This window comes from Agromyces excoecariae, from assembly GCF_051715505.1.
Classification (GTDB): domain Bacteria; phylum Actinomycetota; class Actinomycetes; order Actinomycetales; family Microbacteriaceae; genus Agromyces.
The window spans coordinates 1-22,182 of sequence record NZ_JBPSLA010000015.1 but is presented as its reverse complement, the minus strand read 5'-3'; the positions used below and the strand labels follow the sequence as shown (position 1 = coordinate 22,182).

Annotated in this window: 24 protein-coding genes; 12 read left to right on the top strand and 12 right to left on the bottom strand. The window is 71.3% G+C overall.

What is annotated here, in order from left to right:
• Positions 1–71: 71 nt before the first annotated feature.
• Positions 72–422, top strand: coding sequence for a hypothetical protein (locus ACSJD1_RS14910; RefSeq protein WP_438856070.1), 351 nt, complete (start codon positions 72–74; stop codon positions 420–422).
• A gap of 72 nt (positions 423–494) precedes the next feature.
• Here ACSJD1_RS14910 and ACSJD1_RS14905 read toward each other — a convergent pair whose 3' ends face one another.
• The gene (locus ACSJD1_RS14905) at positions 495–1,301 is read right to left on the bottom strand and encodes a winged helix-turn-helix domain-containing protein (protein ID WP_438856069.1); all 807 of its coding nucleotides are present in this window, start codon (positions 1,299–1,301) and stop codon (positions 495–497) included.
• A gap of 543 nt (positions 1,302–1,844) precedes the next feature.
• Positions 1,845–2,477, bottom strand: coding sequence for a uracil phosphoribosyltransferase (upp, locus tag ACSJD1_RS14900; RefSeq protein WP_438856068.1), 633 nt, complete (start codon positions 2,475–2,477; stop codon positions 1,845–1,847).
• Positions 2,478–2,526: 49 nt separating this feature from the next.
• Between upp and tadA the strand changes: the two genes are divergently transcribed.
• Positions 2,527–3,009 carry a tRNA adenosine(34) deaminase TadA gene (gene tadA / locus ACSJD1_RS14895; RefSeq protein WP_438856067.1) on the top strand — a complete coding sequence of 161 codons (483 nt, stop codon included), beginning with the start codon at positions 2,527–2,529 and terminating at the stop codon, positions 3,007–3,009.
• A gap of 28 nt (positions 3,010–3,037) precedes the next feature.
• Here tadA and ACSJD1_RS14890 read toward each other — a convergent pair whose 3' ends face one another.
• A complete protein-coding gene (locus ACSJD1_RS14890; RefSeq protein WP_438856066.1) occupies positions 3,038–3,787 on the bottom strand; it encodes a glutamine amidotransferase-related protein in 750 nt (249 codons plus the stop codon).
• Positions 3,784–4,746, bottom strand: coding sequence for a cation diffusion facilitator family transporter (locus ACSJD1_RS14885; protein WP_438856065.1), 963 nt, complete (start codon positions 4,744–4,746; stop codon positions 3,784–3,786). Before ACSJD1_RS14885 ends, ACSJD1_RS14890 begins: the two co-directional genes overlap by 4 nt.
• A 23-nt stretch (positions 4,747–4,769) precedes the next feature.
• On the opposite strand from ACSJD1_RS14885, the gene proC reads away from it, so the two are divergent.
• Positions 4,770–5,618, top strand: a complete 849-nt coding sequence (gene proC / locus ACSJD1_RS14880; RefSeq protein ID WP_438856064.1) for a pyrroline-5-carboxylate reductase — start codon at positions 4,770–4,772, stop codon at positions 5,616–5,618.
• 7 nt (positions 5,619–5,625) lie between these two features.
• Here proC and rlmC read toward each other — a convergent pair whose 3' ends face one another.
• The 3 genes from rlmC to ACSJD1_RS14865 are packed head-to-tail and all read right to left on the bottom strand — an operon-like array spanning position 5,626 to position 9,373.
• On the bottom strand, positions 5,626–6,750 hold the full coding sequence (gene rlmC / locus ACSJD1_RS14875; RefSeq protein ID WP_438856063.1) for a 23S rRNA (uracil(747)-C(5))-methyltransferase RlmC: 1,125 nt from the start codon (positions 6,748–6,750) through the stop codon (positions 5,626–5,628).
• A gap of 23 nt (positions 6,751–6,773) precedes the next feature.
• The gene (locus ACSJD1_RS14870; protein ID WP_438856062.1) at positions 6,774–8,405 is read right to left on the bottom strand and encodes an ABC transporter permease; all 1,632 of its coding nucleotides are present in this window, start codon (positions 8,403–8,405) and stop codon (positions 6,774–6,776) included.
• A complete protein-coding gene (locus tag ACSJD1_RS14865) occupies positions 8,402–9,373 on the bottom strand; it encodes an ABC transporter ATP-binding protein (protein ID WP_438856061.1) in 972 nt (323 codons plus the stop codon). Before ACSJD1_RS14865 ends, ACSJD1_RS14870 begins: the two co-directional genes overlap by 4 nt.
• 125 nt (positions 9,374–9,498) lie before the next feature.
• Here ACSJD1_RS14865 and ACSJD1_RS14860 point away from each other — a divergent pair, with 125 nt between their 5' ends.
• Positions 9,499–9,897, top strand: coding sequence for a hypothetical protein (locus ACSJD1_RS14860; protein ID WP_438856060.1), 399 nt, complete (start codon positions 9,499–9,501; stop codon positions 9,895–9,897).
• 68 nt (positions 9,898–9,965) lie between these two features.
• Here ACSJD1_RS14860 and ACSJD1_RS14855 read toward each other — a convergent pair whose 3' ends face one another.
• Both ACSJD1_RS14855 and ACSJD1_RS14850 read right to left on the bottom strand, forming a co-directional pair.
• Entirely contained in the window at positions 9,966–10,634 is a 669-nt protein-coding gene (locus ACSJD1_RS14855) for a potassium channel family protein (protein ID WP_438856059.1), read from the bottom strand.
• Entirely contained in the window at positions 10,627–12,069 is a 1,443-nt protein-coding gene (locus ACSJD1_RS14850) for a TrkH family potassium uptake protein (RefSeq protein WP_438856058.1), read from the bottom strand. Before ACSJD1_RS14850 ends, ACSJD1_RS14855 begins: the two co-directional genes overlap by 8 nt.
• 70 nt (positions 12,070–12,139) lie before the next feature.
• On the opposite strand from ACSJD1_RS14850, the gene ACSJD1_RS14845 reads away from it, so the two are divergent.
• On the top strand, positions 12,140–12,580 hold the full coding sequence (locus ACSJD1_RS14845) for an ArsR/SmtB family transcription factor (RefSeq protein ID WP_438856057.1): 441 nt from the start codon (positions 12,140–12,142) through the stop codon (positions 12,578–12,580).
• Positions 12,581–12,605: 25 nt separating this feature from the next.
• Here ACSJD1_RS14845 and ACSJD1_RS14840 read toward each other — a convergent pair whose 3' ends face one another.
• A complete protein-coding gene (locus tag ACSJD1_RS14840) occupies positions 12,606–13,115 on the bottom strand; it encodes a GNAT family N-acetyltransferase (protein WP_438856056.1) in 510 nt (169 codons plus the stop codon).
• 138 nt (positions 13,116–13,253) lie between these two features.
• On the opposite strand from ACSJD1_RS14840, the gene ACSJD1_RS14835 reads away from it, so the two are divergent.
• The gene (locus tag ACSJD1_RS14835) at positions 13,254–13,352 is read left to right on the top strand and encodes a 30S ribosomal protein bS22 (RefSeq protein WP_003792170.1); all 99 of its coding nucleotides are present in this window, start codon (positions 13,254–13,256) and stop codon (positions 13,350–13,352) included.
• Positions 13,353–13,482: 130 nt separating this feature from the next.
• Positions 13,483–13,764 carry a glutaredoxin family protein gene (locus ACSJD1_RS14830; RefSeq protein WP_438856055.1) on the top strand — a complete coding sequence of 94 codons (282 nt, stop codon included), beginning with the start codon at positions 13,483–13,485 and terminating at the stop codon, positions 13,762–13,764.
• A gap of 60 nt (positions 13,765–13,824) precedes the next feature.
• On the opposite strand, the gene ACSJD1_RS14825 is transcribed toward ACSJD1_RS14830, so the two are convergent.
• Both ACSJD1_RS14825 and aspS read right to left on the bottom strand, forming a co-directional pair.
• Positions 13,825–15,075 carry a cation:proton antiporter gene (locus ACSJD1_RS14825; protein WP_438856054.1) on the bottom strand — a complete coding sequence of 417 codons (1,251 nt, stop codon included), beginning with the start codon at positions 15,073–15,075 and terminating at the stop codon, positions 13,825–13,827.
• A 124-nt stretch (positions 15,076–15,199) separates the two neighbouring features.
• On the bottom strand, positions 15,200–16,543 hold the full coding sequence (gene aspS / locus ACSJD1_RS14820) for an aspartate--tRNA(Asn) ligase (RefSeq protein WP_438856053.1): 1,344 nt from the start codon (positions 16,541–16,543) through the stop codon (positions 15,200–15,202).
• Between the two features lie 120 nt (positions 16,544–16,663).
• On the opposite strand from aspS, the gene ACSJD1_RS14815 reads away from it, so the two are divergent.
• Genes ACSJD1_RS14815 through ccsB form a run of 5 tightly spaced genes read left to right on the top strand, consistent with a single transcriptional unit; the run spans position 16,664 to position 21,598 of the window.
• Entirely contained in the window at positions 16,664–17,308 is a 645-nt protein-coding gene (locus ACSJD1_RS14815) for a histidine phosphatase family protein (RefSeq protein WP_438856052.1), read from the top strand.
• Positions 17,308–17,907 carry a TlpA family protein disulfide reductase gene (locus tag ACSJD1_RS14810; RefSeq protein ID WP_438856051.1) on the top strand — a complete coding sequence of 200 codons (600 nt, stop codon included), beginning with the start codon at positions 17,308–17,310 and terminating at the stop codon, positions 17,905–17,907. The genes ACSJD1_RS14815 and ACSJD1_RS14810 overlap by 1 nt, the downstream gene beginning before the upstream one ends.
• Before the next feature lie 15 nt (positions 17,908–17,922).
• Complete coding sequence (locus ACSJD1_RS14805; protein ID WP_438856050.1) at positions 17,923–18,675, top strand: cytochrome c biogenesis CcdA family protein; 753 nt, start codon at positions 17,923–17,925, stop codon at positions 18,673–18,675.
• Entirely contained in the window at positions 18,653–20,521 is a 1,869-nt protein-coding gene (gene resB, locus ACSJD1_RS14800) for a cytochrome c biogenesis protein ResB (protein WP_438856049.1), read from the top strand. Before ACSJD1_RS14805 ends, resB begins: the two co-directional genes overlap by 23 nt.
• A 51-nt stretch (positions 20,522–20,572) precedes the next feature.
• Positions 20,573–21,598 (top strand): c-type cytochrome biogenesis protein CcsB, encoded by a 1,026-nt coding sequence (gene ccsB / locus ACSJD1_RS14795; protein WP_438856236.1) that lies wholly within the window; start codon positions 20,573–20,575, stop codon positions 21,596–21,598.
• The last annotated feature ends 584 nt before the right edge of the window (positions 21,599–22,182 follow it).

Below are 22,182 nucleotides of genomic sequence, written 5' to 3'. Positions count from 1 at the left end.
CTTCGAGGAAGGTGACCTTCGACCCGGATACGGACCCGATCATCATCGCACGATGAGGGCAGGAGGTCCTCATGGGCACGGACGAAGTCGAGCAGGAGGCGGGGCGAGCCACCGTCGCCTGGGCCTGGGTGTGCGTCGGGCTCATCCCGGTCGCGTACGTCGGTGCGACGCTGGTCGGCGGTGCACTGCTCGGCGCGGCCGGATACGGCGACGGGACCGCCGGGCGTCCGCCCGTGTCACTCGTCCTCCCGATCGGCCTGATGTCGATCGCCATCCTGGTCGCACCGGCCGTCGCGGCGCTGGTCCTCGGCATCCGGGCGGCGGGGCGAGGGCATCGCAGCGGCGTCGCAGCGGCCGTCGTCGGCGGAGTGGTCGCGATCGGCGCGATCGCGCTGAACCTGCTCGCCTACGCGTTCGGCTGATCGGCCACGCCCACCAGCCGCGGGCTCGATCCGGCGTGGAGCACGGGCCGTCCGCTCGGACCGCCTCCGAACTCAGAACACGTCGGGGCTCGGCGTCGACGCCTGGCGGATCGAGACGTCCGCGTGGCGATCGAAGCGGTAGCCGACGCCGCGCACGGTGCGGACGATGTCCTGGTAATGCGCGAGCTTCGAGCGGAGCCGGCGGATGTGCACGTCGATCGTGCGCTCGTTCGGGATCTCGTCGTCACCCGCCCAGAGCCCGTCGATGAGCTCGTGACGGTCGATCGTGCGGCCCTCGCGGAGGACGAGGTACTGCAGGAGCTCGAACTCCTTGTACGTCAGTCCGGCGGGCTCACCGTCGAGCAGTACGCGCTTGCGCGAGATGTCGATGATGACGCCATCGGGGTGGCGGTCGGCGTCGTCGCTGAGGCCCTGCGACTCGCGCTGCCGCGCGAGCGCGGCAGGGTCCTGCAGGGCGAGGCGCACGACGTCGACGTCGCGCCCGCCGGCGCCCTCGGGCGCGAGCGCGACCGCTGCGTACGTCTCGGCGGAGGGCGCGAGCTCGGTCGTGAGGGTGCGGAGCGCCTCGACGATGCGGTGCAGGCTGGTGCCGTCGGCTGCAGCCTTGAGCTCGTCGATGCCGACGTAGAGGACGAACCCGCGTGCCTCGGTGCCCTCCGGCACGGCGCGCGGGCGCGGAGCGGAGGAGGCCCCAGGGGCGGCCGCCGATGCGGGCGCCGGAGCGGGTGCCTGAGCGGGCGCCTGAGTCGCCGCCGGTGCGGGCCGCGCAGCGGCGGGCTGGGGCCGGTACGCGACCGGGTGGGCCGGGCGGGCGACGGGGTGAGCGGTGCGGACGGCGGGAGCGAGGGTGAGAGACATGGCGGATCCTTGTGCTGAAGATGCGTCGACGGCCCCGTCTCGGCGGGGTCGGAGCGAGTGGCCCGATCGGGCCGAGGAGAACCCACTCGAGGAGATCGGGTTCGACGGAGCCGCTCCGATCCGGATGGGGTCGGTCGCGTGCTCGGCGGGGGTTCGCTGGTCAGCGGCACATTCGACAACACATGGGCGCACGCGCCGGCATCATCGTGCCGGGAGTCCACTGAGCCTCGAGGGCGGTCAGCGAGCGTGCGGTGTCAGTCATGGGCGAAAGTCAAACCCAGGCGCTCGGATGTGTCAAACCGTGACCGCCCGATGACCGTGCATGACATCGCACGCGGTGCGCGTCGCGGGACCGGCACGGGGGAGGTCCCGACCAGCCACGCTCGGTCACGCAAGATCCTTCGAGATCGGATCGAATCATCGAATGTTGCCGGAACGTGGGCGCGACGGCGTGTCTCACTGCGAAGATCCTGCGAGGAGAGGAGTCCGTAACACGAGGCCACCACCCGCGCCACGTCGTGACGCGTGCGGCTCGGGAAGGGCTCAGACGGTGCCGTACAGCCGGTCCCCGGCGTCGCCGAGGCCCGGGACGATGTATCCGTGCTCGTTGAGCCGTTCGTCGACCGCACCGAGCACGATCGTGACCTCGCGACCGGCCATGGCTTGCTCGACGGCCTGCAGCCCCTCGGGCGCGGCGAGGATGCAGATCGCCGTGACATCCGTCGCGCCCCGCGCGAGCAGGAAGTCGATCGCCGCGATCAGCGAGCCGCCCGTGGCGAGCATCGGATCGAGCACGAAGCACTGGCGGCCGGAGAGGTCGTCGGGCAGGCGTTCGGCGTACGTGGTCGGCTCGAGTGTCTCCTCGTTGCGGGCCATGCCGAGGAATCCGACCTCGGCCGACGGCAGCAGGGTGACCATGCCGTCGAGCATGCCGAGCCCCGCTCGGAGGATCGGCACGATGAGCGGCTTCGGGTCGGCGATGCGCACGCCCGTCGTCGGCGCCACCGGCGTCACGATGTCGACCGGCTCGACGCGCACCTCGCGCGTGCCCTCGTAGGCGAGGAGCGTCATGAGCTCCTCGACGAGCGAGCGGAACACCGGGGACGGCGTCGTCTCGTCGCGGAGCACCGTGAGCTTGTGGGTGACGAGCGGGTGGTCGGCAACGTGGACTCGCATAGGCTCGATTCTAGTTGCGGGGGTTCCGCCGTTGAGAAGGGTCGATCGGATGCCGGTGCAGCGCCCTGAGCACGTCGAGTGGATGCGACTCGCCCTCGCCGAGGCATCCGCCGCCCTCGACACGGGCGACGTGCCCGTCGGTGCCGTCGTGATCCGCGACGGCGAGGTCGTCGCGACCGGGCGCAACGAGCGCGAACTCCACGAGGACCCGACCGCGCACGCCGAGCTGCTCGCGATCCGCGAGGCCGCACGCGTCACCGGCGACCGCCACCTCACCGACTGCACGCTCGTCGTGACGCTCGAGCCCTGCGTGATGTGCGCCGGGGCGATCCTGGCTGCGCGGGTCCCGACCGTCGTGTTCGGCGCCTGGGACGAGAAGGCCGGCGCCGCCGGCTCGGTGTACGACGTGCTGCGCGATCGGCGGCTGAACCACCGCGTCGAGGTCCACGCGGGGGTCGAGGCGGATGCCGCGGCGCGCCTGCTGCGCGACTTCTTCGAGGATCCGCTGCGCCGGCCGACCGGCGCGGGCTGAGCGCGCGAGACGGGGCGAGCGTGCGCGGTCAGCTCGCGCGCGGAAGCGCGCCGCGGCGGGCGAGCTGCTCGACGAACTCCCCGAGGATCGCGGCCGAGGCGGTCTCGGCGGCCGGGCCGCAGGTCGCCTGGAGCTCGCGCATCTCCGCGACGTCGAGTCCGTATTCCGGCAGCTCGTCGCCCCAGGCCGCGAGCCAGTCGTCGTGGATCCCGCGGTCGACCTCCGGGTGGAACTGCACCGCGAGCAGCCAGTCGCCGCGACGGAACGCCTGGTTCGCGTACTGCGACGAGCCGGCGAGGCGCTCGACCCCCTCGGGCAGGTCGAACGTGTCGCCGTGCCACTGCACGAATCGCACGCCCCGTGCGTGCCGCACCGGCGAGACCTCGCCCGCGTCGGTGAGGTCGACGCCGAGCCATCCGACCTCCTTGCGCGGGCCGCGGTACACGTCGGCGCCGAGCGCCGCCGCGAGCAGCTGCGCGCCGAGGCAGACCCCGAAGATCGGCGCCTCGGCGGCGATGCGAGCTCGCAGCAGGTCGAGCTCGTCGGCGAGGTACGGGTACTCGTCGGCCTGGTAGACGCCCTCGTCGCCGCCGAGCACGACGACGAGGTCCGGCGCCAGCGGGTCGACCGCGGTCACGGCCTCCTCGGGCGCGTCGAGGAACCGGATCTCGTAGCCGTGCGCCTCGAGCGTCGGCCCGAGGTTGCCGAGGCCGATCGCGGAGTCGTGCCGGAGCACCAGGGCGATGGGGCGGCCGGCCGTGCCGGCGGTATCCGTCATTCGAGGCCCTTGATGACGATGGCGTCGGTGGGCGGCGCGGTGAGGTTCGGATCGACGTAGATGTCGGGTTCGACGTAGATCACGCGCGCAGCGGGCACCGCGTTGCGGATGCGCTGCTCGATGACGTTGATCGCGGTCGATACCTCGGCGAGGGTCTCGCCGCCGTGGAATCCGAGCTTCGCGGCGACCAGCAGCTCGTCGGGCCCGAGGTAGAGGGTCTTCATGTGGATGATCCGCTCGGCCTCCGGCCCGGCCATGATCGCCTGCCGGATCTTCGCCACGTCGGCCTCGTTCGCGCCCTCGCCGACGAGCAGGCTCTTCGTCTCGATGCCGAGGATGATCGCGACGATGATGAGCAGCGTGCCGATCATCAGCGTGCCGATCGCATCGAACACCGAGTTGCCGGTGATCACGGTGAGGCCGACGCCGAGGAGCGCGAAGGCGAGACCGGTCAGGGCCGCGACGTCCTCGAGGAGCACGACGGGGAGCTCGGGCGCCTTCGCGCGTCGGACGAACTGCACCCAGTTCTGCTTGCCGCGGATCTGGTTCGATTCCTTCACGGCGGTGCGCAGCGAGAGGGACTCGAGCACGATCGCGATGACGAGCACGAGGATCGGCAGCCACGGCACCTCGAGTTCGTGCGGATGCGTGAGCTTGTCGACGCCCTCGTAGATCGAGAACACGCCGCCGACCGAGAAGAGGATGATCGAGACGACGAACGCGTACACGTAGCGCTCGCGCCCGTAGCCGAACGGGTGCTCGCGGTCGGCCTCGCGCTTGGCCTGGCGGCCGCCGAAGAAGAGCAGCAGCTGGTTGCCGGCGTCGGCCACGGAGTGGACGGCCTCGGCGAGCATCGATGCCGACCCGGAGAAGAACCACGCGATGAACTTCGTCAGGGCGATGCCCGTGTTCGCGAGGAATGCCGCCAGGATCGCCTTCGTGCCGCCGGATGCGCTCATGCGCCAATCCTAGGATGGCTGGCATGGCCCCCTCGCAACCCGTTGACCTGCCCGCGATCGCCTTCCTCGGCGCCGGATCGATGGCCCGTGCGGTGCTCGCCGGACTGCTCCAGCCGCACGTCTCCGCGGCGGCCATCACGGCCACGAACCGCAGCGCGGCGCGCTCGGCCGAGTTCGCGGACGAGCCGCGCGTGACGGCGTTCGCGACCGAGACGGATGCCGCGGCGAACCGCCGTGCGGTCGCCGGTGCGAAGCTCGTCGTCGTGGCCGTGAAGCCCGCGATGGTGCCCGACCTGCTCGACGAGATCGCCGATGCGCTCGAGCCCGGAGCGATCGTCGTGAGCGTCGCCGCCGGCGTCACCGTGGCGACGTTCGAGGCGCACCTCCCGTCGCACGTCTCGGTCGTGCGGACGATGCCGAACACCCCCGCGGTCGTCGGCCGCGCGGTCACGGGCGTCTCCGCCGGAACCCGGTCGACGGAGGAGGACCTCGCCCTCGTCGTCGCGCTGTTCGAGACCGTCGGCGAGGTGCTCGTCGTGCCCGAGTCCCAGCTCGACGCGCTGTCGACGGTCTCCGGGTCGGGACCGGCCTACGTCTTCCTGCTCATCGAGGCGCTCGAGCAGGCGGCGATCGCGAAGGGGTTCACGCCGGAGCAGGCCGCGGTGATGGTGCAGGGCACCTTCCGGGGCGCGAGCGAGCTGCTCGCTGCATCCGGTGAGGACCCGGCGGAGCTGCGCCGACGGGTCACCAGCCCGAAGGGCACGACCGAGCGCGCCATCGCGGTGCTCGAGTCGGCCGACCTCGCCGAGCTCTTCGGTCGGGCGACGGATGCCGCGCTCGCCCGCGCGCGCGAGCTCGCCGCCGGCGCCTGACCCGTCACTACCTGCGCTCGAGGAGCACCATGACTTCGAAGTGCGTCGTCTGCGGGAACATGTCGAACACTCGCGCCCTGACCGGGCGGAGCGACGGCATCGCCGACAGGTCCTTCGCGAGCGACGCGACGTTGCACGACGAGTAGAGCACGTGCGCGGCATCCGACCGCTCGAGCCAGCCCGCGAGCTCTGCGCCGATCCCGCGGCGCGGCGGGTTCACGACGACGAGGTCGGGGGCGGATGCCGCGCCCAACGCGAACTCGGTCGCGTCGCCCGCGGCGAAGCGCACCCGCGAGAGCGCGGCATCCGTCCGGCTGAGCTCGGCGCTCGCGACCGCCTCGACACTCGTCTCGATGCCGGTCACGGCCGTCTCGCCGCCGGCGAGGTGCAGCGCGAAGCCGCCGACGCCCGAGTACAGGTCCCAGGCGTCCTCGGGCGCGACGTCGCGGATCCAGTCGCGCGCCTCGGCGTAGAGCGCCTCGGCGATGGCCGTGTTCGTCTGGAAGAAGCTCTGCGGCCGCAGGTGCATCGTGACGTCGTTCAGCCGCATCGGCAGGGTGTCGGCCTCGGTGAGCACGACCTCGTCGGGGCCCTCGAGCACGGCCCTGTGCTCGGGCAGCAGGTTCGCGGTGACGACGCGCGCCTGCGGGAGTTCGGCGAGCAGCACCGGCAGGTGCTTCCGGATGCGCCCGAGCGGCTCGGTCGAGCGCAGCACGAACCGCACCATGAGCTCGCCGTCGGGCGACTCGGTGACGATGAGGTGCTTCAGCTCGCCACGGCGTGCCGTCACGTCGTAGGGCGTGAGGCGGGCGAGCGTGATGAACCGGGCGAGCACCGGGAAGGCGGCGCGATGACCCGGCGAGCAGATTCCGCACGCCTGCAGGTCGACGCCGTGGCCGTCGGCGTCGAGGATGCCGATCGTCGGGTCGTCGACCGTGCCGCCGACGACCATCTTCGCCTTGTTGCGGTAATCCCGGTCGCCCGAGGCGACGGGTGGCAGCCACACGGGCACCTCGAATGGCGCGAGCAGCTCCTCGGCGTGCGCCTGCTTGTCGGCGAGTTGCGAGGGGTACGGCCGCCCCATGAGCGTGCACGAACGGCAGCGCCCCGCGTCGAAGTAGGCGCAGTCCACGCCTCAAGGCTACGTGGGTCCGCTCAGCCGTCGGTCGTGAGCTCGCGGCGACCCATCGCGACGACGGCGAGCGCGACCGCCGCCGCGGCGATCCCGAGCATCCAGAATCCGCCCGTCCAGTCGACCTCGCCGCCGACGGGCAGCGGCGAGTGCGCGAACGGCGACAGGTCGTGCATCCACTCGGGCAGGCCGAGCAGCTCGCCGAAGATGCCGAGGAACGCGCCGGCCGCGAGGAGCGCCCAGGAGACGGGGATCGTCAGGCGCGGCGCGAGCACGAAGACGACGAGGCCCAGGCCGAGGAAGACGAGTGCGGCCGGCGCCTGCGCGAGGGCCGACTTCAGGGCGTTCTCCGCCGAGGCCGCCGGGTCGTCGGAGGCGAGCGCGCCGAGCAGCGCGCCTGCCGCGGAGAGTGCCAGGATCACGAGGATCGCGAGTGCGCCGATGACGGTGTATCCGCCGAGCCAGGCGCGCCGCGGCACGGGCGTCGCGAGCACCGGCTCCGCCGAGCCGTGCGCCTCCTCGAGTCGGGCGCGCATGACGGCCTGCAGCGCGGCGGCCGCGGCGAGGATGCCGACCATCGAGAAGAACGTGACCGTGAACGCCTCCTCGAGCGAGGCGCCTGGTCCGGCGACCTGCCGCAGCGTCTCCGCGATCGCGGGGGCGTCGGAGCCGATCTGGTCCACGAGGGGCGTGAGGGTGGTCGCGAGCGCGCCGGCGACCACCGCTCCGACGGCCCAGGCCGCGATCGCGCCGGCGTTCAGGCGCCAGGCGAGTCCCACGTGACCGCGGAGCAACGGGCCGGCCGTGGCTCGACCGGGGCGGCCGGGCAGCAGGCTCGCACCGCTGTCGCGCGCCGACTGGAACACGAACACGAGCCCGACGAGCAACGCGGCGAGTCCGATCGAGAGCAGCAGCGGCATCAGGTCGTTCGCGTCGAACGGCTCGGTCCGCTGCGCCCACCCGATCGGCGAGAGCCAGCTCGGCCATGCGGCGGTGCGGGAGAGCCCGTCGTCGGATGCCTCGCCGAGCGCGTCGCCGAGCCCGCGGACGACGTACGCCGCCAGCACGAGCGCGACGGAAAGCGCGTTCGCGCTGCGCGACGTGCGGAACAACTGCGCCGCGACGAGTCCGACGCCGAGGAAGGCGACACCGGTCGCCCCGACGGCGAGGCCCGCGACCGACGAGCCCGCGGCATCCAGGCCGCTCGCCATGAACGCGATCGCCACGGCGATCGCGAGGAGGACGTTCGCAAGGACCCCGTGCACGACCGTGGCGACGGTCGGCAGCGTGCGCGCGGCCGGCGTCGCGGCGACGAGTTCGGCGCGGCCCTGCTCCTCGTCGGCGCGCGTGTGCCGCACCGCGAGGAACGTGCTCATGAGACCCGCCATCAGGCAGAGGAACGCGAGGATCAGGAAGACCGCGAACTCGCCCTCGCCGGCTCCGTTCGGCGTGCCGCGGAAGATCAGGATCGCGGGCGCGACGATCGTCAGGCGCAGGATGGACTCGCGTTCCGACACGTCGCCGAAGGTGCTGCCGACGGCGGTCGTCGCCATGAGCCCGAGGCCCGCAATTCCGACGATCCACAGCACGAGCTGCAGCCGATCCCGCCGCGCGCGCTGCGCGACGAGCGGGACCAGCAGCCCGATCGGGGTCACCGCGACGCCTCGGAACCGGCGGCGGAGCTCGAGCGTGCACCGTCGCCCGCGGCATCCGCCATCGCCGGATCGTCGCCGTAGTGCCGGAGGAAGAGCTCCTCGAGCGAGGGCGGCGCGACCGTGAGCCCCTGCACGCCGAGCCGCCCGAGCTCGGGCAGCAGCGTCGCCACCCGGTCGCTGTCGGCGGTGAACTGCACGCGACCCGCGTTCACGACCACGTCGTGCGCACCGTCGAGCGCCTCGACCGCCGACTCCTGGCCGGGCAGGTGCACGAAGGCGACCGAGGAGCGGGTGAGGTGCCGCAGCTCGGCGAGCGTGCCCGACTCCACCCGGCGCCCGGCCCTGATGATGCTGACCCGGTCGCACAGCGTCTCGACCTCGGAGAGGATGTGACTCGAGAGGAGCACGGTCGCGCCGTCCCCGGCGACACGTGCGATCTCGCGATTGAAGACCTGCTCCATCAGGGGGTCGAGACCGCTCGTCGGCTCGTCGAGGATGTACAGCTCGGCGGGCGTCGCGAACGCGGCGACGAGCGCGACCTTCTGCCGGTTGCCCTTCGAGTAGGCGCGCCCCTTCTTCCGCGGATCGAGCTGGAACGCGTCGACGAGCCGCGCCTTCCGCTCGGCGTACGCGGCCCGATCGGCGGTGCCGCCGCGCAAGCGGGAGAGCAGGTCGATGGCCTCGCCGCCCGACAGGTTCGGCCACAGGCTCACGTCGCCGGGGACGTACGCGACACGGCGGTGCAGCTCGGCCGCGTCCCGCCACGGGTCGCGGTCGAACAACCGGGCCTCCCCGCCGCTCGGCCGCGCGAGGCCGAGCAGGATGCGGATCGTCGTGGACTTGCCCGCGCCGTTCGGCCCGAGGAAGCCGTGGATCTCTCCCGCCGCGACGTCGAGGTCGAGGCCGTCGAGCGCGAGCGTGCGACCGAAGCGCTTCTCGAGGCCGCGGATGCTGATGACGGTGGTCATGGGCGTGATGCTACGCGCGTGCGTCGGCGGGCGACCAGCAGGCGCGCGAGGCGGTGCGGCGGCGGCAGGCGCGCGGCCCGGGATCGTGTCATCCGCCGGCGCGGAACGCAGGTACGCTCGGCGACATGGACCCGCTCGACGTCGTCGCCCTCGCGGGCGAGGTGATCGCGTGGGTCGCCCTCTCGGCGGGCGGAGTGCTCCTGCTCGCGTTCGCGTTCGCGCGTATGGCCGACGGGGCATGGGATGCCATCGAGGTCGCCGTCGTCGAGCGCGACGACGGCACGGTGGTGCGCTGGTTCGCGGGCGGAGAGTTCCACGAGCGGCCGCTCGAGCCGGGCGAGGAGCCCAAGCCCGATGCCGAGGACGGCGAGCCGCTCGCCTGGGTGCGCCGCCGGAGCCCCGACCGGCTGCGGTTCGAGGCCGCGTCGCACCTGCCGCGGGTGCTCGGCACGATCGCGGTGATCCTCGTGGGCCTCGGGATCATCGCGACCGTGGCGTCGACGGTCGCGGGCGTGGTCGGCTGAGCCTCCCGGCGCGGGGGGCGGAGTCGTTCGGCGCAGGCGGATGCCACCGCGCCGCTGCGCGCCATCTGCTACTCGAGCGCCGCGAACTTCTCGATGTCGCCCTCGGTGCCCGAGACGATGATGAGGTCGTGGTTGGACACCACGGTCTTCTCGGTCGCGTACGTGAACGGCTTGCCGGGGCTCTTCACGCCGACCACGGTCACGTTGTGCCGCGAGCGCACGCCCGAGTCGGTGAGGTTCTTGCCGCGGATGGGCTTCGGCGGGTACATCTTCACGAGCGCGAAGTCGTCGTCGAACTCGATGAAGTCGAGCATGCGGCCCGACACCAGGTGGGCCGTGCGTTCGCCGGCCTCGCGCTCCGGGTAGATGACGTGGTTCGCGCCGATGCGCTCGAGGATCTTGCCGTGCGACGTCGAGATCGCCTTCGACCAGATCTGCGGGATCTTGAGGTCGACGAGGTTCGCGGTGATGAGCACCGAGGCCTCGACCGAGGAACCCACCGCGCAGACCGCGATCGAGAACTCCTGGGCGCCGATCTGCTTCAGCGCATCGAGCGACTTCGCGTCGGCGACGACGGCGTGCGTGACGCGCTCGGCCCACTTCTGCACGAGGCTCTCGTCTTCGTCGACGGCGAGCACCTCCCGGCCGAGGCGGTCGAGCTGGCCGGCGGTGGCGGCCCCGAACCGGCCGAGTCCGATGACGAGCACTGGGGCGTCGTGCTTGATGCGATCAACCAACGATGGGCCTCTCTTCCGGTCGTCTGAACAGCTGGCGCTTCTGCGCGGCCGCGAGGGCCGCCGCGAGGGTGACCGTGCCCACGCGTCCCATGAACATGGTCGCAGCCATCACGTACTTGCCTTCGGGTGGCAGCGATTCGGTGAGCCCGGTCGAGAGCCCGCAGGTGGCGAATGCCGAGATCACGTCGAAGAGCACGAAGTCGAGCGCCGACTTCGTGATCTGGGTGATGATCACGGTCGAGACGGCCACGATCGTCGCGCCCCACAGCACGACGCTGACGGCCAGGCGCAGGATGTCCCGGGGGATGCGCCGGCCGAAGGCCTCCATCGCGGGCGCTCCCCGTGCCTCTGCGTAGGCGGCGAGGAACAGCACCGCGAGGGTGGTCACCTTGATGCCGCCCGCCGTCGAGGCGGAGCCGCCGCCGACGAACATGAGCATGTCGGTCACGAGCAGGCTCGAGCCGTAGAGGTCGGCCATGTCGATGGTGGAGAAGCCGCCCGATCGGGTCATCGTCGACATGAAGAACGCCTCGTAGAGCGTCTTGCCGAACCCGAACGCGCCGTAGGTCTTGGGGTTGTTGTACTCGAGCACGAGGAACGTGATCGCACCGGCGAACCAGAGCGCGATCGTCGTCGTCAGCGTGAGCTTCACGTGCACGCCCCAGCGGCGAGGGCTCTTCCAGGTGCGCAGGAGTGCGAAGATCACCGGGAACCCGAGACTGCCGAGGAAGACGTCGAGCATCATGAGGGACTGGAACCAGTAGTCGTCGACGAACTCCACCGGGCCGAGCGGGTTCGGGTTGAAGCCCGTGTTCGTGAATGCGCTCACCGCGTAGTACGCCGAGTACCAGACACTGGTGCCGACGTCGTAGCCCTTGGCGAGCACGCTGGGGATCATGCCGAGCATGATCACGGCCTCGATGGCGAGCGTGCTGATGGCGACGGTCGCGAGCAGCCCGCCGACCTCGCCGAGCCGCACCGCCTGACGCTCGGACACCGGACCGGCGTGGACCCGCGACGGGTTGGTGTCGCTCGCCGCGATGAGCCTCGCGCGAAGGCCGAGCCGCCGCGACACGACCAGCCCCAGGATCGATGCGAGCGTCAGGACGCCCATGCCGCCGACGTTCATGCCGAGGAAGATGATCGCGTTGCCGAAGGGCGACCAGTGGGTCGCCATGTCGACGGTCGTCAGTCCGGTCACGCAGATCGTCGAGACGGCCGTGAACAGCGCGTCGTACAGCGGGGTGCCCCGGCCCTCTCCCGCCCGGGCGATCGGCAGGGTCAGCAGCAGGGTCGTGATGAGGATCAGCGTGGCGAAGACGAGGATCGCGAAACGCGCCGGCGAATTCTTCACGAGGACGTCGAAGGCGTCGCGCACGCCGCCGAGCCATGAGCGCCGGGCAGGGCCGCGACGACCCACGGTGTGCGAGGCCATCCGCCCTCCTCCGCTCGACGCGAGAGTCATGGTACTCCCCGCCTCCGGCCCGACTGGCTACCCTTGCACCATGGCGGACATCTTCGACGTGGTGGCGGATCCGACCCGACGCGACATCCTCGGCGTGCTGCTCGACCGCGAGAGCTCGCAGCCCGACTCGGGCGGCGAGATCAGCGTCGGCGAGATCGTCACGGCCCTCGGCGTGAGCCAGCCGACGGTGTCGAAGCACCTGAAGGTCCTGCGTGAGTCGGGCCTGGTCGGGGTCCGCGAGGAGGGTCAGCACCGCTACTACCACCTCGACCGGGCGCCGCTGGAGCGCCTCGAGGACTGGCTGATCCCATTCGTGACGTCGGATGCCGCGGCCGACGCGGCCACGCTGGCGGGCGCCGACGCCGACGCCGAGGAGACCCTCAACGACGACCAGCGTGCGTTCGCCTCGGCGCTCGGGAAGGCGTTCGCCGACACGGCCCGCCAGGTCACCGCGGTCGTGGGGGCCAAGCGCCGGCGATAGCCCGGAGCGGCGCCGACGTGCGCGGTCAGCGCAGGCGCTCGACCATCTCGAGCTCGAGCCCGCCGGGCTCCAGTTCGTACTCGCGGCTGTGGCCGGTGTACGCGAAGCCACGGCGTTCGTAGTACCGGCGCGCACGCGGGTTGTCCTCGTGCACCTCGAGGCGCAGGGTGTCGGCACGAGCGCTCGCCCACCGCTCGATCTCGTCGAGCAGCGCGTCGGTCACGCCCGAGTCCCCGCCCCGCCGGTCGGGCGTGACGTAGACGCCGACCAGCAGCGGCCCGGTCGCGGCATCCGGCACGAAGCAGCCCATCGTGCCCACCCAGCGTCCGTCCTCGATCGCGACGATCACGGTCTGAACGGCCGACTCGCCGCGCTTGGCCCGCGTGCGCCACTCGGACTCGTCGTAGCCGAGTGCGCGCTCGAGCGTGTCGCCGAACGCGATCGGGGTGTCGCGCAGCATCTCGAGACGGAGGTCGCGCACCTCCCGCCAGTCGTCCTCTCGCGTGGTCCGGATGACGAGGTCGGGTGGGGCCATCCCCCGAACCTAGCGGATGCCGCGGGGCCGCCCGATCGATCGGAACGGCACCTCGCGGCCGGATGGGCTAGACTACCGCGGGGCGTTTCCGCCCACGGCTGCGGCACGCGCGGCCGACCCGATCTTTGTGAGGTTTTCGTGGGTTCCGTCATCAAGAAGCGTCGCAAGCGCATGGCGAAGAAGAAGCACCGCAAGCTGCTTCGCAAGACGCGCCACCAGCGCCGCAACAAGAAGTAGTCGCTCCAGCGACCACGGCAGAGCGCCGGGCCTTCGGCCTGGCGCTTTTCGCTGTCCCGGACGCGACGCCCTCGACTCCGCGGGTGCTCGACCAGCGGGAGGGCGGGGCTGCGCGACGTATCCTGACGGGGTGAACCCGACGCTCCGCGACATCCGCCTCACCCTCATCGGCAAGCCCGGATGCCACCTCTGCGACGACGCGCGCGAGGTCGTCGCGTGCGTGCGCGAGGAGCTCGCCGCGACGCCCGGGTCCCCGCAGACGACGCTCGAGGAGCGCTCGATCCTCGACGACGAGGCGCTCCGCGCGCGGTACGCCGAGGAGATCCCGGTCCTCCTCATCGACGACGAGGTGCACGGCTACTGGCGCCTCGACCCCGTGCGCCTGAAGACCGCGCTGCTCGCGCGAGCCTGAACCGCTCGCACGGCGGCTGACGCCCGTCCGCGGCATCCGATCGCTCGACGCGTGCCCCGCTCAGTCGTCCGATGCGTCGGGTCGGCGGATGCCGCCGCGCCGACCGACCTCGGGGGTATCGAGCCAGGTCGCCCGCGCCTCCCGGTCGGCCGCCTCGCGCCGTGCGAACCAGCCGGCGATGGGAACGTCGGTCGACGAGTGCGCCACGACCGAGAGCACGATCGCGACGACGGCGACGTGGAACATCAGGTCGGCGTTCGGCGCACCGCTCTGCAGCACGAGCAGGCCGTAGAGCACCGACGCGAAGCCCTTCGGTCCGAACCAGGCCGCGGTCGCGCGTTCCTCCCATGGCAGCCCGCTGCCGACGAGCGACAGCTCGACCGCGGCGGGCCGGGCGAAGACCATCAGCAGCACGCCGAACAGGTACGCCGTCCACGGCACGGAGGCGAGGAGCTCGGGGGAGATGAGCGCGCCGAACATGAGGATCGCGAGGAGCTTCATGAGCTCCGAGAACTGCCCGCCGAACTCGGCGAACGCGTCGCGCATCTCGGGGGCTGCGGTCGCGATCGTCATGCCCGCTGCGTACGCGGCGAGATAGAGGTTCGCGTGCGTGACCGTGCAGATGCCGAGCACGATGAGCGCGACCGCGACCGGCGTGAGCGAGGCGTACAACGGTGTGCGCGAGAACACCTTGCGCCGCACGAGCCACGCCACGACGAGCGGAACCACGATGCCGACGGCGATGCCGAGCGCGAGCTCCTCGGCGAGCACGAACGGCTCCACCTCCGGGCCCCCGACCGTCGCGATGAGGATGAGGACCACCGGCAGGGCCAGGCCGTCGTTGAGTCCCGACTCGACGCCGAGGAGGTGCCGCACCCGGTGCGGGATCTCGGCGCGACCCACGATCGCCGACGCGAAGACGGGGTCGGTCGGCGCGAGCACGGCGGCGACGAGCGCCGCCTCGAGCCAGCTGAAGCCGAGCAGCCAGACGCCGAGCAGGGTCGTGATGACGAACGTGATCGGCATGCCGAGCAGGAGCGCCCGGCCGGGCAGGCGCCAGGCCGCCCGCAGCTGCTGCAGCGCGACCTCCTGCCCGTCGGTGAAGAGCACGACGAACAGGGCGAGCGACGAGACGGTCGTCACCGTGGGGTCGGTCGGGGCGAGCACGATCACGTCGAGCATGCCGCCGCCGAGGACGAACCCCGCGACGAGGAAGAGCACCGTCGTCGAGAGCACCGTGCGATGCGCGAACCCGGAGATCAGGATCGCGGCGAGCAGCACGAGTGCGAACGACAGCAGCAGGGCATCCACAGGGAGGAGTCTGCCGAAGTCGGCGGGTGCGTGTCATCCGCCCCGCCGCATCCGCTCGCCGACCCGTCCCCGGAAGCGTCGCCGCCCCGGTCGTCGAGTCGCCCGCGCGGCGGGCGCGTCGAGGCTACGGCAGCAGGCGCGTCGGGCCGCGGAAGAGGTAGGTCGTCTCGCGGATCGAGTGCTCGTCGAGCATGAGCATCAGCAGGCGCGCGAGGCCCATGCCGAACCCGCCGTGCGGGGGCACGCCGTAGCGGAAGAAGTCGAGGTAGAACCCGAGCTCCTCGGGGTCGAGGCCCTTCTCCTTCGCCTGCTCGACGAGGACGTCGATGCGGTGCTCGCGCTGCGCGCCGGTCGAGATCTCGACGCCGTTGTAGATGAGGTCGTACGAGTTCGTGAGCGACGGGTCGCCCTCGTGACGCATGTGGTAGAACGGCCGGATGCTCGAGGCGTAGTCCGTGAGGAAGACGAAGTCGTGGCCGTAGGTCTCCTTGACGTACGCCGAGATCTGGCGCTCGCCCTCGGGGTCCATGTCGGCGTCGGCGCGGGGCACGACGTAGCCGCGCGAGGCGACGATCTCCTTCGCCTCGGCCAGGGGGATCCTCGGGAACGGCGTGGTCGGCACCGTGACCTCGACGCCGAAGAGCTCGCGGATCTCGTCGCCGTGCTTGGCGACGACGGCCGTGAAGCCCGCGACGAGGACCTCCTCGTGCATCTTCATGACGTCCTCGTGCGAGTCGACCCAGCTCATCTCGGCGTCGATCGAGGTGAACTCGGTCGCGTGGCGCGAGGTGAACGACGGGTCGGCGCGGAACGCCGGGCCGACCTCGAAGACGCGACCGAAGCCGGCCGGCTGCGCCATCTGCTTGAAGAACTGCGGGCTCTGCGAGAGGTAGGCCGTGCCGTCGAAGTAGCCGAGCTCGAACAGCTCGGCGCGCGACTCGGAGGCCGAGGCCATGAGCTTGGGCGTCTGGATCTCGATCCAGTCCCGCTCGACCCAGTACGTGCGCAGGGCGTGCAGGAAGGTCGTCTGGATGCGGAAGATGAGGTTCTGCTTCGGGTGGCGGAGGTCGAGGAAGCGCCAGTCCTGGCGCTTGTCGAGGCTGGAGTCCGCCGCGATCGGCGTCTCGAGCGCCTCGGCCACCACGTCGAGCGACTCGATCTTCACCTCGAGCCCGCCGAGCTTGACGCGCTCGTCGTGCTTGAGCTGGCCGGTGACGGTGATGAACGTGCCGTGCCCGAGCGCCGAGATCTGCTCGGTGAGCGCGAACGCCTCGGCCGCGCCGACGCTGACGCCCTCGGGGTCGAGCTCGCGTACGGCGGGATTCACGAGCTGCACCGCGCCGGACTCGTCGCGCAGGATGATGAACTGCACCTTCTTCTGATCGCGGACCGTCTCGACCCAGCCGGCGACGGTGACCGGGCCGTCGGGAAGGGCGGCGAGCTGCTTGACGAGGGTGCGCGTGTTCACGACAGGCCATCCTACCGGCCGCGGTTTCCCGGTCCGACCGGGCAGCCGGTCCGGCGCGCGTCACCACCTGCATCCGGCGCTCGGCGATTTCGAAGGGAACCGCTTCGTAGACTGGAGGGCGTGCCGGCCGAGCAGATCCATCTCGTGCGCCACGGCGAGGTCTTCAACCCGCAGGGCGTGCTCTACGGTCGACTCCCCGGCTTCGGGTTGAGCGACCTGGGCCGTGCGATGGCCGAGTCGGCCGCGGCCGACCTCGTCGCCCGCAAGCGCCCCGTCGTCGCCCTCGTCTCGTCGCCCCTGCAGCGCACCCAGCAGTCGGCCGAGCCGATCGCGAAGGCGTTCGACCTCGAGCCGACGATCGACGATCGCATCATCGAGCCCACCAACCGGTTCGAGGGCAAGCGGATGTCGGGACGCGACTCCGCACTCCGCGACGTCCGCAACTGGGCGTTCCTGGTGAACCCGTGGGAGCCGAGCTGGGGCGAGCCGTTCCGCTCGGTCGCCGATCGCATGCTGGCCGCGATGACGGATGCCGCCGACGCCGTCGACGACGGCGATGTCGTGATGGTGAGCCACCAGCTCCCGATCTGGATGGTGCACCGCCGCGTCGCCGGCAGGTCGCTCGCGCACGACCCGCGTCGTCGCCGCTGCGCGCTCTCGAGCATCACGACGTTCGAGCGTCGGGGCGGCCGCTTCGTCGAGGTCGGCTACCGCAACCCCGCCGCGGGACTCCAGTCGCAGGCCACCGACGTGGGGGCCGTGTGATGCGCGCACGCAGGTTCGCGGTCGTCGCCGCGCTCGCCGCGGCATCCGTCGTCGCCCTCGCCGGCTGCTCGAGCGACCCGCTCGCCGAGCAGTACCGCGAGGGCAGCGGCAAGGGCTACATCGGCGGTGACGGCACGATCTCGGAGTTCCCGGCCGACCAGCGCGGCGAGCCCGTCGAGTTCACCGGCACGACGATCGACGGCGACCGCCTCGGCTCGGCCGACCTCGCCGGCGAGGTCGCGGTCGTCAACTTCTGGTACGCCGGCTGCGCGCCGTGCCGCGCCGAGGCGCCCATGCTGCAGGACGTGTTCGAGGAGTTCGACGGGAACGGCGCGGCGTTCGTGGGCGTGAACGTCCGCGACCAGGCCGCGACCGCGGCATCCTTCGAGGAGGGCTTCGGCATCACCTACCCGTCGATCGTCGACGCGAACGACGGCGCCGTGCAGTACGCGTTCGCGGGCGACGTGCCACCGGCGGCCGTGCCGACGACCCTCGTGCTCGACGCCGAGGGCCGGGTCGCCGCGCGAATCCTCGGCCAGCTGAAGGACGCGTCGATCCTCGAGACGATCGTGCGCGACGTCATCGCCGAGCAGGCGTAGCGGCGGCGGCACGACATGGACCTCGGGGAGATCGTCTTCAGCGGGCAGCTGCTCGCCGCAGTGCCGATCGCGCTCGCGGCCGGCCTCGTGTCGTTCCTCTCGCCGTGCGTGCTCCCGCTCGTGCCCGGGTACTTCGGCTACCTCGGCGGCTTCGCCGATGCGAGCGCCGAGGCCGACGAGGCGCGCCGCGCGCGGCGCCGGCTGCTCGTCGGCGTGCTGCTCTTCATCGCGGGCTTCACGCTCGTGTTCCTCGTCTTCACGACGACGTTCGGCGTGCTCGGAGCCTGGCTCGCCCGCTGGTCCGACCTGATCATCCGCGTGCTCGGCGTCGTGCTGATCGTCATGGGCCTCGTCTTCATCGGGCAGTTCACGTTCCTGCAGCGCACGTTCAAGCCGTCGTGGCGTCCGGCGACCGGGCTCGCGGGCGCACCGCTGCTCGGCATCGTGTTCGGCCTCGGCTGGACCCCCTGCATCGGCCCGACGCTCGCGGTCGTGCTCGCCCTCAGCGCCGACTCGGCTTCGGCGGGGCGGGGCGCGCTGCTGGGGCTCGTGTACTGCATCGGCCTCGGCATCCCGTTCGTGCTCGTCGCCCTCGGCTTCGGCTGGGCGGCGAACGCGCTCGCGTTCGTCCGGCGCCACATCCGCGCCGTGAACCTCATCGGGGGCGGGCTGCTCATCCTCATCGGCCTGCTCATGGTGTCGGGCCTCTGGACCATCTGGATGTACGAGTTGCAGGCGGTGATCAGTGGTTTCGTCCCGGCGATCTGAGGCTGAGCGAGCGGATGCCGCGTCCGCGCGCGACGCGGGCGTCGACCCGCTGCGCCCCGCCGACTACGACGACGGCTCGGCCGGCGCGTCCGAGGCCGCGGGTGCGCGAGCGACGGGCGGCGATGGCGCGTCGGGTGACGACGCGTCGGTCGCCGGCTCGTCAGGCCCCGACGCATCCGTCACCGCACCGAAGCTCGGCCCGCTCGAATGGCTGCGCTTCGCCTGGCGGCAGCTCACGAGCATGCGCACCGCGCTGCTGCTCCTGCTGCTGCTCGCGATCGCGGCGGTACCCGGCTCGCTCGTGCCGCAGCGCTCGAGCGACCCGAACGGCGTGGTGCAGTACTTCGCCGACAATCCCGACCTCGCGCCGGTGCTCGACTCGTTCCAGATGTTCGACGTCTACACGTCGGTCTGGTTCTCCGCGATCTACCTGCTGCTGTTCGTCTCGCTCATCGGCTGCATCATCCCGAGGACGAAGCACCACCTCGAGGCGCTGCGCGCTCGCCCGCCGAAGACGCCCGCACGACTCTCGCGGCTGTCGGCGTACACCGAGCGCGGACTCCCTGCCGGCGCGGCCGTCGGCGGGACCGGCCGGGCCGACGCCGCGTCGTCCGCCGCCGCTGCCGAGGCGGCGATCGCGAACGCGTCCGCCGAGCTGAAGAAGGCCGGCTACCGCGTCGAACGCTACGACCGGCCCGGTGCGCCGTCGGTCTCGGCCGAACGCGGCTACCTGCGCGAGACCGGCAACCTGATCTTCCACACCGCGCTCGTCGGCGTGCTCGTCGCCGTGGCGATCGGCGGCGGGTTCGGCTTCTCGGGCCAGCGGGTCATCGTCGAGGGCCAGTCGTTCGTCAACACCCTGGCGGCCTACGACTCGTTCAACCCCGGGCGCTTCTTCGACGACGGCCGGCTCACGCCGTATCGCCTGACGCTCGACGAGCTCGACGCGGTCTACGAGACCGAGAACGCCGATGCGCTCGGGCAGCCCATCGACTTCACGGCGCACGTCACCATCGACGGGCCCGACGGTTCGGCCGACCGCGACGTGAAGGTCAACGAGCCCCTCTACGAGTACGGCACCGACGTGTACCTGCTCGGCAACGGCTATGCGCCGACGATCACCGTGCGCGATCCCGACGGCGACGTCGTCTTCACCGACTCGGTGCCCTTCCTCCCGCAGGATGCGAACCTCACCTCGATCGGCGTGATCAAGGTGCCCGACGGCCTGGCCGAGCAGATCGGGATGGTCGGCTTCTTCTACCCGACGCAGTCGACGCTCTCGACGGGCGCCTACACGTCGACCTATCCCGACCTCGTCTACCCCGTGCTGACCCTGAACGTCTACTCGGGCGACCTCGGCATCGACGACGGCACGCCCCGCTCGGTGTACCAACTCGACACGAGCGGCATGGAGCAGCTCACCGGCGGGCAGACGGGCGTCGACTCGGTCGAGCTCATGCCCGGCGAGTCGACGGAGCTGCCGAACGGGCTCGGCACGGTCGAGTTCGGGACGGCGACGCCGGAGGCCGCGGGCGACGACTTCTCGCAGAGCGTGCCGCGCTTCGCCTCCTTCGACGTGCACCACGACCCGTCGCAGATCTGGGTGCTCGTGTTCGCCCTGCTGATCCTCGGCGGCCTGCTGCTCTCGCTCTTCGTGCCGCGACGCCGCATGTGGGTGAAGGCGGTGACGCGGTCCGACGGCCGCGTGGTGCTCGAGTACGCGGGCCTCGCGCGCGGCGACGACCCCGGCCTCGAGCGCGCGGTCGAGGAGTTCGCCGACCGGCACGCCGGGCCGGTTCACACCGCATCCGAGCCGGGATCCGGACCCGAGAATCCTTCGACGTAAGGTGGAACAGTGACGCTCGACGAGATCTCAATCATCGCCGTGTACTCGGCGATGGCCGTGTACGCGATCGCGTTCATCGCGTACTCGATCGACCTGGCCCGTCGGTCGGCCGCGTCGGCCCGCGCCACGGATGCCGCGACCGCGGGCACCTCGGAGTCGGTCGGCTCCGCCGAGCCGGCGTCCGATCGCGAGCCGGTGCTGCAGGGCGCGACAGCCGCCGGCGGCACCGCGCCACCGACGCGTACGGGGAGGGCGCCCGGTTCAGCGCGGCGGGGCGCGGCCGGCGGCGGTGCGCCATCCGTCGACTACGGCCGCTCGCCGTCGCTGCGCGTGGCCGTCGCGATGACGGTCATCGCCTGGGCGCTGCACCTGTCCGCGACCGTGCTGCGCGGGATCGCCGCGAGCCGCGTGCCGTGGGCGAACATGTACGAGTTCGCGCTCACCGGCACGCTCGTCATCACCTCGGTCTTCCTGCTGGTGCTGCTCATCGCGAAGACCGACCTGCGCTTCCTCGGCACCTTCGTCACCGGGCTCGTGCTCGTGCTCCTCGGCGTCGCGACGGTGAACTTCTACGTCAGCGTCGTGCCGCTGCCGCCGGCCCTGCAGTCGGTCTGGCTGGTGATCCACGTCTTCGTCGCGACCTCGGCGGTGGGGTTCTTCGCCCTCGGCTTCGCGCTCTCGGTCGTGCAGCTGATGCAGGCCCGCCGTGAGGCGATCGCCGCGACCGCCGACTCGGTGAAGAAGTCGTTCCTCGCGACGCTCCCCGACTCGGTCTCGCTCGAGAACCTCGCGTACCGCGTGAACATCATCGGCTTCATCCTGTGGACGTTCACGCTCATGGCCGGCGCCATCTGGGCCGAGAAGGCCTGGGGCCGGTACTGGGGTTGGGACACCAAGGAGGTGTGGACCTTCATCATCTGGGTGGTCTACGCCGGGTACATCCACGCCCGGGCGACGCGCGGATGGCGCGGATCGCGCTCGGCCTGGCTCGCGATCATCGGCTTCTCGGCCGTGCTCTTCAACTTCACCGTCGTGAACCTGTTCTTCAAGGGCCTGCACGCGTACTCGGGGCTGTGACCGACGGCCTGTCGCGACCATCTCGAGGGCTCCCGCCGGCTTCGGCCGCGGGGGCCCTCGGCCGTCTCCGCGACGGCGCGCATCGGCGGCTCGAAACTGCTCACGCGGCCGATGACCCGGGCGAGCGGATGGCGCGCGCCGGCGCCGCTCGAGCGGCCCGCGGTGCGCGACACGCCCGGGATGCAAGCCCGATTTGCCCGGGGGTCCGGCGGCACGTAGATTCTTCTTCGTTGCCACGGCAGCCGGGAGCGAGAAGCTCACGGGGCAGGCAGCGAATCCCAGCCAAACAGCCTCGTAGGCGCCTCGTGCGACTCGGTTGCTTCAAGCCTGGGGAAACGATCACCACCATCAGCTGCTCGGCTTCGAGCGGTTCCCGGACGCCCAGCGTTCGCGGAGGCGGTGGTGGTACAGTAGGGAAGTTGCCCCGGTGGGGCCGGCTCGGTTCCGAGACGGCCTGTCGGGTGCGTCCGTTCCTTGAGAACTCAACAGCGTGCACTATGTTCAATGCCAATTTTTGAACCCCGTTTCACTTCGGTGGATGGGATTCCTTTGATTGATGGACAATTTGATTTTTTGAGTCAGTT

Excerpts from the sequence above, each read along its gene's own strand:
- ACSJD1_RS14910 (WP_438856070.1), top strand. The coding sequence starts at position 72 with ATGGGCACGGACGAAGTCGAGCAGGAGGCGGGGCGAGCCACCGTCGCC.
- ACSJD1_RS14905 (WP_438856069.1), bottom strand. The coding sequence starts at position 1,301 with ATGTCTCTCACCCTCGCTCCCGCCGTCCGCACCGCTCACCCCGTCGCC.
- upp (WP_438856068.1), bottom strand. The coding sequence starts at position 2,477 with ATGCGAGTCCACGTTGCCGACCACCCGCTCGTCACCCACAAGCTCACG.
- tadA (WP_438856067.1), top strand. The coding sequence starts at position 2,527 with ATGCCGGTGCAGCGCCCTGAGCACGTCGAGTGGATGCGACTCGCCCTC.
- ACSJD1_RS14890 (WP_438856066.1), bottom strand. The coding sequence starts at position 3,787 with ATGACGGATACCGCCGGCACGGCCGGCCGCCCCATCGCCCTGGTGCTC.
- ACSJD1_RS14885 (WP_438856065.1), bottom strand. The coding sequence starts at position 4,746 with ATGAGCGCATCCGGCGGCACGAAGGCGATCCTGGCGGCATTCCTCGCG.
- proC (WP_438856064.1), top strand. The coding sequence starts at position 4,770 with ATGGCCCCCTCGCAACCCGTTGACCTGCCCGCGATCGCCTTCCTCGGC.
- ACSJD1_RS14865 (WP_438856061.1), bottom strand. The coding sequence starts at position 9,373 with ATGACCACCGTCATCAGCATCCGCGGCCTCGAGAAGCGCTTCGGTCGC.
- ACSJD1_RS14860 (WP_438856060.1), top strand. The coding sequence starts at position 9,499 with ATGGACCCGCTCGACGTCGTCGCCCTCGCGGGCGAGGTGATCGCGTGG.
- ACSJD1_RS14850 (WP_438856058.1), bottom strand. The coding sequence starts at position 12,069 with ATGGCCTCGCACACCGTGGGTCGTCGCGGCCCTGCCCGGCGCTCATGG.
- ACSJD1_RS14845 (WP_438856057.1), top strand. The coding sequence starts at position 12,140 with ATGGCGGACATCTTCGACGTGGTGGCGGATCCGACCCGACGCGACATC.
- ACSJD1_RS14840 (WP_438856056.1), bottom strand. The coding sequence starts at position 13,115 with ATGGCCCCACCCGACCTCGTCATCCGGACCACGCGAGAGGACGACTGG.
- ACSJD1_RS14810 (WP_438856051.1), top strand. The coding sequence starts at position 17,308 with ATGCGCGCACGCAGGTTCGCGGTCGTCGCCGCGCTCGCCGCGGCATCC.
- ACSJD1_RS14805 (WP_438856050.1), top strand. The coding sequence starts at position 17,923 with ATGGACCTCGGGGAGATCGTCTTCAGCGGGCAGCTGCTCGCCGCAGTG.
- ccsB (WP_438856236.1), top strand. The coding sequence starts at position 20,573 with ATGGCCGTGTACGCGATCGCGTTCATCGCGTACTCGATCGACCTGGCC.